Origin of the sequence: Rhodococcus sp. NPDC080181, assembly GCF_040702225.1 — a bacterium.
GTDB lineage: Bacteria > Actinomycetota > Actinomycetes > Mycobacteriales > Mycobacteriaceae > Rhodococcoides > Rhodococcoides fascians.
Map to the genome: position 1 here is coordinate 35053 of NZ_JBFBKN010000022.1, position 11943 is coordinate 46995.

General features: G+C 63.8%; 12 protein-coding genes. 1 reads left to right on the forward strand and 11 read right to left on the reverse strand.

What is annotated here, in order from left to right; genetic code table 11:
* Positions 1 to 684 precede the first annotated feature (684 nt).
* Complete coding sequence (locus AB0O58_RS21365) at positions 685 to 888, reverse strand: hypothetical protein (RefSeq protein WP_155288778.1); 204 nt, start codon at positions 886 to 888, stop codon at positions 685 to 687.
* A gap of 141 nt (positions 889 to 1029) precedes the next feature.
* On the opposite strand from AB0O58_RS21365, the gene AB0O58_RS21370 reads away from it, so the two are divergent.
* Complete coding sequence (locus AB0O58_RS21370) at positions 1030 to 3135, forward strand: heavy metal translocating P-type ATPase (RefSeq protein ID WP_366238761.1); 2106 nt, start codon at positions 1030 to 1032, stop codon at positions 3133 to 3135.
* Between the two features lie 106 nt (positions 3136 to 3241).
* Here AB0O58_RS21370 and AB0O58_RS21375 read toward each other — a convergent pair whose 3' ends face one another.
* The 10 genes from AB0O58_RS21375 to AB0O58_RS21420 all read right to left on the reverse strand — a co-directional run bounded on the left by AB0O58_RS21375 (position 3242) and on the right by AB0O58_RS21420 (position 11733).
* Positions 3242 to 3886: a DUF305 domain-containing protein gene (locus AB0O58_RS21375; RefSeq protein WP_008720034.1), complete on the reverse strand. Its 645-nt coding sequence runs from the start codon at positions 3884 to 3886 to the stop codon at positions 3242 to 3244.
* An 85-nt stretch (positions 3887 to 3971) separates the two neighbouring features.
* Positions 3972 to 4394, reverse strand: a complete 423-nt coding sequence (locus tag AB0O58_RS21380; protein WP_027494146.1) for a DUF6153 family protein — start codon at positions 4392 to 4394, stop codon at positions 3972 to 3974.
* A 73-nt stretch (positions 4395 to 4467) separates the two neighbouring features.
* A complete protein-coding gene (locus AB0O58_RS21385) occupies positions 4468 to 5829 on the reverse strand; it encodes an MBL fold metallo-hydrolase (RefSeq protein WP_008720030.1) in 1362 nt (453 codons plus the stop codon).
* 57 nt (positions 5830 to 5886) lie between these two features.
* The gene (locus AB0O58_RS21390; protein ID WP_027494148.1) at positions 5887 to 6156 is read right to left on the reverse strand and encodes a metal-sensitive transcriptional regulator; all 270 of its coding nucleotides are present in this window, start codon (positions 6154 to 6156) and stop codon (positions 5887 to 5889) included.
* Positions 6157 to 6235: 79 nt separating this feature from the next.
* Positions 6236 to 7009, reverse strand: a complete 774-nt coding sequence (locus tag AB0O58_RS21395; RefSeq protein WP_027494149.1) for a sulfite exporter TauE/SafE family protein — start codon at positions 7007 to 7009, stop codon at positions 6236 to 6238.
* Positions 7009 to 7428: a DUF302 domain-containing protein gene (locus AB0O58_RS21400; RefSeq protein ID WP_027494150.1), complete on the reverse strand. Its 420-nt coding sequence runs from the start codon at positions 7426 to 7428 to the stop codon at positions 7009 to 7011. The genes AB0O58_RS21395 and AB0O58_RS21400 overlap by 1 nt, the downstream gene beginning before the upstream one ends.
* 42 nt (positions 7429 to 7470) lie before the next feature.
* The gene (locus tag AB0O58_RS21405; protein ID WP_027494151.1) at positions 7471 to 7722 is read right to left on the reverse strand and encodes a YgaP-like transmembrane domain; all 252 of its coding nucleotides are present in this window, start codon (positions 7720 to 7722) and stop codon (positions 7471 to 7473) included.
* A 28-nt stretch (positions 7723 to 7750) separates the two neighbouring features.
* Positions 7751 to 9817 carry an MMPL family transporter gene (locus AB0O58_RS21410; protein ID WP_027494152.1) on the reverse strand — a complete coding sequence of 689 codons (2067 nt, stop codon included), beginning with the start codon at positions 9815 to 9817 and terminating at the stop codon, positions 7751 to 7753.
* A gap of 843 nt (positions 9818 to 10660) precedes the next feature.
* Positions 10661 to 11074, reverse strand: a complete 414-nt coding sequence (locus tag AB0O58_RS21415; RefSeq protein WP_006898173.1) for a Rid family hydrolase — start codon at positions 11072 to 11074, stop codon at positions 10661 to 10663.
* Between the two features lie 5 nt (positions 11075 to 11079).
* A complete protein-coding gene (locus AB0O58_RS21420; RefSeq protein ID WP_230593575.1) occupies positions 11080 to 11733 on the reverse strand; it encodes a TetR/AcrR family transcriptional regulator in 654 nt (217 codons plus the stop codon).
* Between the last annotated feature and the right edge of the window lie 210 nt (positions 11734 to 11943).

The following is an 11943-nucleotide window of genomic DNA, read 5'->3' on the forward strand; positions in this document are numbered from 1 at the left end:
ACGGGCAGGCATTTTCACCGCATGTGACCGAGTTTGCGGACTGGATATGTCGGTGCGCGCCGGCTGGCCGGTAGGGCAGGGCTCGCCCGGGGCCGGTGAGCGGCAACTGTCGGCGCGTTCGAAGGCGCACCGAAACGATCAGATCGAAAGTGGAACCGAACGTGAGTGATACACCCATCTACGACTTACTCAACGCTACATCGGCGTCGCCGCAGCCCCATGGTGAACGAGACAGTATCGCTCCACCGTCCGATCTGCGGCGTCAGCGATCGACCGAACGAGCAGTTCCGCGATCTTCGAGAGTCGACACGCGGGCTCGCCATGCGCGCCGTGACACGGCGTAATTCGCCCTGCCCTGCCTCCAGTCGGTGAGAAGACTCGTAACGGAAATCGCAGCGAACGCCGATGATCCACGCGCGTGTGCAGGTACGCCCGTCGCTGTAAGGCTCAGCTGTGCCGCGGATGCATGCGCCCCTTGACCGAATCGGTATTGACATCCATGCCCGTCCGTGAGCATGACAGCGACCGCGGGTGCACCTGGTGGCCAGCCGACTGGCGCTCACGCGTTGACAACACCCTGACGGTTCTTCCCAATGAGATCAGGAAGGGGTATGGTTCGACTTGATCGACATATACCCCTATGGGGTATATGTTGTCCGAGATGTCGAAAGCTACGCATGATCATCACGCACTGTCAGTTACGCCGGTATCGATGTACGGCCACTGTGAGCCGTCGGTCCGCAACGACGTCAACGCCGTGATCGGAATGGACACTGTCGCGTTATCGGCGGCGGCAGGGACATTCACGGTCACCAGTGCAGCCGCGCTCGTCCAGGCGCAGATCATTGTCGCCCTCGACGCCGAATACACAGCCGAACCAGAACCCACGAGTTCATGGGATGAATGGATATCGAACTCGATGGATGAGAGGACAGCACGATGAACGATCACACACACTCCGACGTCGACTCCGCGCGGACGGATCCGCCGAACAGACTGCAGCACAGCGGGCATGAAGAAGGACCCGAAATGCACACGGACGGGGCAGAGAAGGCGACTCCGCAGTCGGACCACGACACCGGCGGGCACAACGCAGAGCACGGCGGGCACACCGGTCACGGTGATCACGTCGGTATGTTTCGTCGCCTGTTCTGGGTCATGCTGGTCCTCGCCCTTCCGGTGATCGTTGCCTCGAACATGTTCGCGATGCTCCTCGGATACTCACTGCCCGACTCATCGTGGATCGCCTGGGTCTCCCCGGTGCTCGGAACGGTGATGTATGCCTGGGGCGGTTCCCCGTTCCTCTCCGGAGCAGTCAGCGAAATCCGTTCACGTGCACCGGGAATGATGCTGCTCATCGCCCTCGCGATCACCGTCGCATTCGTCGCGTCGATGGGAGCAAGCCTCGGCCTGCTCGATCATCAGCTCGACTTCTGGTGGGAACTGGCCCTGCTGATCGTGATCATGCTGCTCGGGCACTGGATCGAAATGCGATCCCTCGCGCAGACCACCTCCGCTCTGGACTCGTTGGCGGCGCTGCTTCCGGACACCGCCGAACGCGTCGACGGCGACGATGTGGTGCCGGTGCCCCCGTCCGAGCTGCAGCTCGGTGATGTCGTCGTCGTGCGCCCCGGCGGCCGCGTACCGGCGGACGGCACCATCGTCTCCGGATCGGCGAGCATGGACGAATCGATGATCACCGGCGAATCACGCACCGTCCGCCGCAGCGGCGGCGACCAAGTCGTCGCCGGCACTGTCGCCACCGACTCCGGTCTCCGCATCAAGGTCACCGCAGTAGGGGAGGACACCGCCCTCGCCGGCATCGGCCGCCTGGTCGCCGACGCCCAGAACTCGACCTCGCGCGCTCAGCGCATCGCGGACACCGCCGCTGGCTGGCTGTTCTGGTTCGCTCTCGGTGCCGCGATCATCACCGCTGCGGTGTGGACTCTGGCCGGGATGCCCGACGACGCCGTCATCCGCACCATCACCGTGCTGGTCATCGCCTGCCCGCACGCACTCGGACTGGCGATTCCGCTGGTGGTCTCCATCGCCACCGAACGCGCCGCCCGCGGCGGTGTTCTGGTCAAGGACCGGCTCGCACTCGAAACCATGCGCACGGTGGACACCGTGCTGTTCGACAAGACCGGGACCCTCACCAAGGGTGAACCCACCGTCACCGCAGTCGAGGTGACCGGCGGGCGCACCGCCGACAACGTTCTCGCGCTGGCCGCTGCCGCAGAAGCAGATTCCGAACATCCACTCGCCCGTGCCATCGTCGAGGCCGCACGCGCGCGGAACCTGACGGTCCCGGCTGCAGCCGGCTTTCAGTCGTCCCCCGCCGTCGGGGTCGCAGCCGACGTCGACGGCGTCCGGATCCAGGTCGGCGGGCCGGCACTGCTCGAGCAGGAACACGGATCCGAACTCGCTGTCGCCGACCGGTGGCGCGGGGACGGGGCGATCATCCTGCACGTCCTCGCCGACGGGGCCGTGATCGGTGCCCTCGCGCTCGCCGATGAGATCCGGTCCGAGTCACGCACTGCGGTAGACGCGCTGCACGCGCGAGGAATCGCGGTCGTGATGATCACCGGTGATGCCGACGCCGTCGCGAAGTCCGTCGCCACCGAGCTCGGTGTGGACCGCTACTTCGCCGGGGTGAAACCGGAAGACAAGTCGCACAACGTCGCTGAACTCCAGAGCGAAGGCCGTACGGTGGCGATGGTCGGCGACGGAGTCAACGACGCCCCGGCTCTGGCGCAGGCCGATGTCGGTATCGCGATCGGGGCCGGCACCGACGTCGCAATCGCATCGGCCGGAGTGATCCTCGCCAGCGACGACCCGAGGTCGGTGTTGTCGGTGATCGAACTCTCGCGCGCCTCGTACCGAAAGATGAAGCAAAACCTCTGGTGGGCAGCGGGATACAACCTCATCTCGGTTCCGCTCGCGGCAGGAGTGCTCGCGCCGGTCGGGTTCGTGCTGCCGATGTCGATCGGCGCGATCCTGATGTCGCTGTCGACGATCATCGTCGCTGCGAACGCACAATTACTGCGTCGACTCGACCTCACACCCGACACCATCACCGGAGCGGTGAACGAGGGGAGTTCCAACCCTCCGTCGCAGCGCACACCGTCACTGTGAGAGCTGATCTCGTACCGGGAACGCAGCCCTGACAATTGTGGAACGTTGATGGCCGCACCTTCTCCGCCGGAGAGGATGCGGCCATCGTTGTCTATAGCGGGCCGGGTCAGCCGAGCAGCCGCTGCATGGTGTCGATTTCCTGCTGCTGGGTGGCGACGATGGTGCGGGCCATCTCCAGGGCGTCAGGATTGGAACCGTCTGCGATTTCGGTGTTGGCCATCTCGATGGCGCCGGTGTGGTGGGCGATCATCATCGTCAACCACTGGCGGTCGAATTCCGGTCCCGACGCTGCCATCAACGCGTCCATGTCCTGAGCGGTCATCATGCCGCTGCCGGAGCTGTGGTCCATCCCGCCCATGTCACCCATGTCACCCATGTCACCCCTGTCCATGTCGGGCATGGGCTGGCCCCACTCGGTGAGCCAGGTGGTCATCTGGTCCATCTCGGGCTGTTGCGCGGCGGCGATCGCCGATGCCAGCGACAGCACCTCCGGGTTGTCGGTGCGGCCGTTCGCCATGTCGGCCATCTCGACTGCTTGGGCGTGATGCGGGTACATCATCTGCGCGAACATCACGTCGGCATCGTTGAACTCTGCGGACGCGCTTGCTTGGGCCGAGGACATCGGTGCCGAGGACATCGATCCCATCGCATGGCCGTCCATCGACGAATCGGCCGCGTTGTCGCTACAGCCGACGACGAGGAACGCGCTCGCGGCGGCAGCAGCGATCGAGGCAATGACTTTGGTACGCATGAGGAAACTCCTTGCAAGAGTGGGTAGTGCAGAGAATTGGATGTCGTTCGATCCGCCGACAGACACGCGTCTGCCGGGCTCCCTGTCACACTCGCAAGGTCACCGATCTGTCCAACTCCCATAACGTCCACGGCGGCGCACGCTCAAGCGTGGAGTCGGCCCGTCCAATGATCCGGTTCACCGATGTCGGCGCCAGGTCGAGGGCTGCGCTCATCGCCGGGACCGTCAGCGCGGGCCACGACACCGTCGTGCCGACGCAGGGATGCATCATCTGGTGCCCCGACGGGCAGTCATGTTCCCCGGTCATCACCGGAACCGTGGCGTCCGTGTGGGACGGTGCTGCGAACGAGGCATGGCCGCCGCTCATCGATGTGGACATCGAGCCGGTCACGGGCATCGACATCGGTGTCACCGAATGCATCAACAGGACACCGAACACCGTCAGTGCAATCAGTAAAGCTGCCGTCGGAGCTGTGCCCCGTCGACCGTGCCGATTCACTGAGTGCATGCGGCCGATGATACCAACATATACCCCCTGGGGGTACGCCTGTCTCGTCGCGTTCGGTCGTCGAAGCATTTCGTCATGTCTTCGAGGTGTCGAGTCCGAGATCTGTTGCGCGGTTGTAGTCGTCGTCGATGAGCACCACGCTGCGATGTTCCCGGTCGAGTAGTGAGGCCGCGATCGAGGCGCGATAGCCGGAGGCGCAGTGCACCCACACTTTGCCGTCGGGAACTTCTGCGAGTCGGTGTGGCAGTTCGTGGAGGGGAATGTTGATCGCACCGGGGATGTGGCCGTCCGCGTATTCGGACTGTTGACGGGTGTCGAGCACTGCAATGTCCGAGTCCTCTGCGGCGAGTCCGGCGAAGTCGGACACTTCGTAGGACCGTACGCGCCCGTCGCTGGCGAGCGAATGAATCTCTCCGACAGCGGAGCCGGAGGGGTGGTCGATGCCGATACGTGCCAACTCCCTTGTGGCCTCGTCGATTTGATCGGATGTGTCGCCGATCAAGGTCAGCGGCGCACCCCACTGGTAGAGCCAGCCGAGGTAGGTGACGAATGTCGTCGACAGCTCGAAGCCGAGGGAACCGTCGAGATGTCCGGCAGCGAAGGCGGTGCGTGCGCGGAGGTCGACGACCCATTGTCCGTCGTCGATGCGGCGGCGTAGTTCGTCGGGGTCGACGGGTTCTGGGGTGGACAGGTCGATCGGTGCGGGGCCTTCGGTGTTGATGACGCCCATGTGGGCGTAGTACGCGGGGTAGGCCGACAGTCCTGCGATCAACTCGTCGACGTAGGTTTGTTCGTCCTGGGTCAGCGCGGGATTGGACTGTTGCTGTTCACCGATGGTCGACGAGTCGCCGCTGGTGGGGGTCGCGGAGCAGAAGCTACCGAATCCGTGGGTGGGGTAGACCTCGACGTCGGCGGGGAGTTCGGCGGCGATTCGACGGACCGAGTGGAACTGGGCATGGGTGAGCTCGTCGGTGTGTTCGGAGCCGAGTAGGTCGGTGCGGCCGGTGGATCCGTAGAGCATCGAGCCGCCGGTGAAGATCGCGATCGGTTCGTCTCCGAGTTGCAGTACGTAGCTGACGTGATGATGTGTATGGCCCGGGGTGTGCATGACCTGAAACGTCGCCGATCCCGCGTCGACGACATCGCCGTCCCCCACTGCCCGTCGCTCGAATTCGACCGGGTCACCCTCGGGCACAACGTATTCGGCTCCGGTGGCGCGTGCGAGTTCGAGTCCGCCGGTGACGTAGTCGTTGTGGATGTGGGTTTCGAGTACGTGGGTGATCGCGGCGTTCTTCTCCGTAGCCAGTGCCAGGACGCGGTCGATGTCACGTTGGGGATCGATCACGACGGCGATGCCGTCGTGGCTGATCAGGTAGCTGCGGTCGCCGAGGCTCGACGTTTCGATGATGGCGATGTCTGGATCGGTGGTGCTCACGGGGTACTCCTACGGTGTAATCGGGTCGGCCTCGTTTCTGACGTGAAACGTCCTCGTTCAGGCCAGTGCGAGGAAGAGCTTTTCCAGTTCTGCTTCGGTCATGGGCTCTTTGTTGTCTGCGGTGTCGCCGGTCATGCATTCACGAAGGCCGGTGGCCACGATCTTGAATCCGGCTTTGTCGAGGGCGCGGGAGACGGCGGCGAGTTGAGTGACGACGTCTTTGCAGTCGCGTCCGTTCTCGATCATGCCGATCACACCGGCGAGTTGGCCGTGTGCGCGGCGCAGACGGTTGAGTACCAATGCGATGCTGTCTTCGTCGCCGATCATTGCGGTCTCCTGAGGGTGTGTGATGGTGGTAGTCCTTCCAGATTACCCCCGGGGGCATCGGTTCGGTGTGTGCAGTCGGTCATGAAAGAACGAGGGTGTCGACAAGTACATAGCCCGCGACGGCGAACACCAGGTAGGCGAACCACGTGCGCAGCTTGTCGGTGTCGATGCGTGTGCTCAGTTTTCCGGCGACCAGCGAGCCTGCGATCGCCGCACCGGCGAACGCGGCTGTCAGTGGCCAGTTCCCGCCGAGCCCGTCGGCCTGAGCGATCAGTCCGGCGGCGGAGTTGGCGACGATGACCACCAGCGACGTTCCGACAGCGACACTCATCTCGATTCCCAGCAACAGCACCAGAGCGGGGATGATCAGAAATCCTCCGCCGACGCCGAACAGTCCGGTGAGGACACCGACCCCGAACCCGGTCGGTATGGACCGTGGTGCGCATCGCCGCCAATCGATCCCGGAACTTCCTGTCTTGCAAGCGGTTCCGACATCGTCGGTGCTGCGCAGCATCCGCGCCCCGGCGATGATCATGACGATCGCGAAGCCGATCATCACTGCGGCCTCGGGCAGATGCCTGCCCAGGACGCTGCCGACCAGCGTGCCGACGATACCGGTGGCCGCGAAGATCGCCGCCAGTCGCCATTCGACGAGCTTCGCCCGCACCTTGGGGATGGCCCCGGTCGCCGAGGCGACACCGATCACCAGCAACGATGTCGGTATCGCCTCCGACAGGTCCATTCCCAGGGCGTAGACGAGAACCGGGACGGCGAGGATCGACCCGCCGCCTCCGAGGAGACCGAGCAGGATGCCGACGGCGACGCCGAGGACCAGTGCCAGCGTCAGGGTCATCAGCTGTGGGCTGCGTCCTGGCCACCGAGTGCGTCGATGGCGGCCTGGAGCTTGGTGGTGGCCTCGGCCGCGACGTCGGACAGTGCTGGCTCGCCGGTCGCTTGGACCATGATGTCGGGGTTCATCGCTTCGACAATGACCGATCCGGATGCGGAGGTGTCGGCGCGGACGACGACATTGCACGGCAACAGCAAGCCGATCTGGCGCATGACCCCGACGGCGCGGTGCGCGAGGGACGGATTGCAGGCACCGAGGATCAGATACTGCTCCATGTCCTCGCCGAGCTTGGCCTTCAACGTGGCCTGCATGTCGATTTCGGTGAGAACACCGAAGCCCTGATCTGCGAGGGAGGCTTTGACGGCGTCGACTGCGGTGTCGAAGTCGGTGTCGGTCAGAGTGGTCGAGAGTGCGATGTTCATAAGGGAAGTTCCTTTCGGTCGTCGAACTGCGGTGATCTGGGCCTACCCGATTCGGGGCTGGCGAATACTCGGCACGCCCACCCTGGTGAGAAGCGCGCTGGCCGGGCACCAGCCGACCGCTGCGTAAAGGGCGAGGTTCGCGGCAGCGAACGCGCTGAGCAGTCGCCACTGCGGTGCGTGGAGTTCGCCGAGGGCCAGGCCGGTGGCGGTGACGCCGGCGGCGAGGGCGGGGACGATACGTTCGATCGGCCAGCCCGCGAACGCGGACGAGCGAGTGGTGTTCGGATCGATCATGATTGCTCCGTTCGGGTTGTAAGGGTGGTCAGTGCGAGAAGCTGATCGAGGGCAACACCTTGCGCAGCCAGGCCGGTGACCACCATGCGGCGTGTCCGCTCAAACGCAGCAGGACCGGCAGCAGGATCAGCCTGATCAAGAAGGCGTCGAGCAGTACCGCGACGCCGAGGATGATGCCCATCTCCTTCGGTGGGAGCGGATCGGAGAGTGCGAAGGTGAAGAACACTGCGACCATGACCGCGGCGGCGGCGAAGATGACCCGGCCGGAGTGGGCGAGGCCGTCGACCTGAGCGGCTTTCGGGTCCCCGGTCTTCTCGTAGTGCTCTTTCGCGGTGGCGAGCAGGAACACTGTGTAGTCCATGGCGATGGCGAAGATCATCGCGAAGAAGAACACCGGACCCCAGCCGTCGAGGAAGCCTTGCGGGGTGAATCCGAGCAGTGATGCGCCGTGCCCGTCCTGGAAGATCAGCTTCGCGACCCCGAACGCTGCGGCGGTCGAGAGCAGACTGACTGCGGTGCCGAGGATCGCGATCAGCGGTGCTTGGAGGGCGACGAGCAGCAGGATGAAACCGAGCGCCAGAATGATACCGATCACCAGCGGTAGGTAGTCGTTCAGTGCTTGCTGCAGATCGAGGTTCTCCGCCGGGGCACCGCCGACCAACGCCGACTCCGGGAGTTCGGCGCGCAGGTCACCGAGGATGGTGCCCATTCTCTCGTCCGAGGGGTCAACGGTGGGAAGTGCTTGTAGCAGTGAGTAGTTTGAGCCGTCCGCGGCAGGCTGGGGCGGAGTGACCATCGAGATCCCGTCGACGGTACTGGCTGCCGTGGCGGTCGCGGCGGCATCCGCGGACGGGACGACGATCTGCAGTGCGCCGGGTGCGCCGGCACCGAACTGGGCCTGGACGAGCTCGTAACCCTGGCGAACCGGTGCGTCTTCGGGGACGACGGCGATCGAGGGCATCGCCACTTTCAGTCCGAGGACCGGAAGGGCCAGCGCAATGAGGATGCCGACGGAGACCAGAGCGAACGGCCAGGGGTGCTTGTGGAGCAGTTCACCCCAGGCTGCGAATTTCGGGGAGCGGTGCTGCTGGCGCTTGGCGTAGGGCAGGGAGGCGGCGTTGACCTTGGAACCGAGTGCACCCAGGGTTGCGGGGAGCAGGGTCATGGTGGCGATCAGCACGAAGGTCACGGCGAGCATGATGCCGACGGCCATGGTGCGCACCGCCGGTGCGGGAACGAGCAGGACGGCCGAGAGGCTCACCAAGACCGTCAGACCGGACAGGACCACGGCTTTGCCTGCGGTGTCCATGGTTTCGGCGACCGCGGCACGTGGATCGGCGTTGCGCAGTGCGTCGCGGAACCTGGCGACGATGAACAGGGCGTAGTCGATTCCGAGGGCGAGGGCGAACATCATCGCGAAGTTCATCGCCCACACCGAGATCGGCGTGACGCCGTTGAGCAGAACGAGTCCGCCTGCGGATGCGACCAGGCCGGCAACGGTGAGTAGCAGCGGCAATCCCGCGGCGACGAGGGAGCCGAACGCGAGCACCATGATCGCCAAAGTGACCGGCCAGGAGAACAATTCGGCCTGAATCATGGCGTCGTGGTTGGCCTTGTTGAAGTCCGACCACAGTGCGGAGGATCCGGTCGGGTAGACCTCGATGCCGTCGCCGGAGAGTTCGGTCAGCTCGCCCTTCACCTCGTCGACGGCCTTGACCATGTCGTCGGTACTCGCGTTTGCGCCGGCGATCAAGATGCCGGTGTGACCGTCGGGACTGATCGTCATGCCCGGCTGGGGGGCGATGACCTCACCGAAGCGAGTGTCACCGTCGAATACGGCCGCGACGTCGGTGAGTGTCTGCTGCATCGCTGCGTCTTCGATCGTGGCGGTGTCGGAGTGAACGACCACCTGCACTGCTGCAGAGGAATTGCCGCCGAAATGCTGCTGGGCGAGCTCGCGGACCTGGACGGATTCGGAACCGTTGGCCTGCCAGCCGGCCCCGGCCAAGGATGAGAACACCGATGGTGCAGCCGATCCCAGTGCAACGAGGGCGATCAGCCAGATGCCGAACACCCACCGGCGGCGGGCGACCATCGTGCTTCCCAGGCGGCCTAGTGCGCCGGGTGCCGGTGGCCGATGGCGGTCGTGGCGGCCGGTGGCCGCCGCGGTAGCGGGAACGGACATAGCATTCTCCTAAATACGGGTGGGGGTATATGACAAGGCCACGAAGGCCCAAAAGCTTCCTCGAAGACTTAAAGGTGAGGTGTCAGCGATGAAACAGGGAGTGAAAAAAGCCGGTGCGCCTAGCTGGATCGGGTGCCTCGCTCGACGAGCAGGTGCACTGCTGCGGCCGTGGGACATTCTTCATGACGCTGTCGATGTGGCGCCCGCAGCCGGCCCAGGTGGTCTTACCGCATGTCGGGCATGCGACGGGGTAGCACATGGCAATCCTTCCTGGCGGGGTGTACCTACTGTTGCATATACCTAGGGGGGTATGCAAGTACCCCTAGGGGTATAAATCATCGATGCGAGGGTGATGAATGGGAAGGTTCACCGCCGCGGGCGAAAGGGGAACGTTCGCATTTCGTGTAGGAAGACCGCGACTGCTCGAGACGGACTACAGGTCTACCTTTAACAGTGGCTGTATGACACCCACTTCTGAACAAGTGCAGCTGACTTCTGAAACTGACACGAGTGATGTCAGTTTCAGAGACTGGGCCGACTACCTGCTCGCTCGTTCCGAAGAGCAACAAGACGAATCATGAACGCCAAGCTGAAACAGTGAATGTGCACTTACACAACACATTCAAGGTCCTACCATCGAGCATTTCGACCAGGTTCGATCCGGGCATCGGGTCTCGACTACCTGTCCCTGTTTTCGGATACACCGACGAGTGGGCAGGTTACGTCGCCGGTGGCCCCCAAATGGGGTTGCGTCTACGATTCGGCGCTTGGGTAGGAAGCGACTGCTTCGACCTCGAACAGGATGTCGGGCATGGCCAAACCCGACACACCGATTACGGTCTGTGTCGGTGGCAGCTCCCCGCAGCTGTCATGGACAACACTTCCGATGATTCCGAGCTTCTCGAAATCCGGGCCGACGACGTAGGTTCTGAGTTGGACGATGTTGCTGTGGTCGAGCCCGTGCGAAGCCAGGGCCACGCCGAGGTTGGCGAATGCTTGTTTCACTTGGCCGGCGAAGTCGGCAGAGACGACCATGCCGTCCTTTCCGGATCCGTACTGACCGGAGACGAACACTAGGCCAGTACCGGCCGGCACTGCCGCAGTGTGACTGTAGCCGTAGGGAATTGGGTCGTGGAGCTCACTGGGGTTGATGACTGAGTGGGACATGGGTGTCACCCTTCTTGATCGCCGAGCGCCGGCGGGTTGCCGGAAGTTTCGTGGGTATCGACTTGGAGGACGTACGCCAACTGGGAGATGACTACGTCGCGGTAATTCGTTGCAGGAAGAGGCAGGTGGCCGAGTACCGTTGGGTACAGCACGCCGACGATGTTTGCCACTGCGACTTCGACGATGGACTCGACATCGAAGCGCGGGTCGAATTGACCGCTCTCCACTCCTCGACGAACAGCGTCCGCGAAGGGTTCTCGGTACTGGGTCGCCAATGCTGTGGCGTGCTGCCGGAGTTCGGTGTCGTGGGCGGCTGCCGTCCAGAATTCCATGAGCATCCGCCAGGTCGGAACATCCGTTGCAAGGCCACGGTCCACCATCGCCACCAGTTGTTTCCATGGGTCATCGAATTGCGCCGTGAATTCGCGCATGGCTTCAACGGCAACGGAAGTGGCGCGTTGGAAAGCTTCGATCAACATGTCCTCGCGAGATCCGAAGTAGCCCTGCAAGGTGCTTACTGCGATACCGGAGGCCTCGGAGATATCTGCGTACCTGGTGCCGCTGTATCCGCGGACCGCCATAGTCGATATCACCTGATCGAGCACGAGGAGACGCTTGGGGCCACCTGCTCGTCGGTTGCGCACTGCGGCTTCGCTCATAGCCATACCGTATCACAATACGGTATGGCTAGCCGGTTCAACATCCGCCTTCGATCACGTCCACCGCCGCAACGAGCCTCCGATTGACGTGACGGTGCGAATGGACGGGCTCGTACGGAACGGTTTCGCGCCCGCTGGCGGACGGCGGGCAGATCTGAAGATGCTTGGGCTACGGGGGCGTCCACCTCGGCTCGACGTCACCAAGGCTGG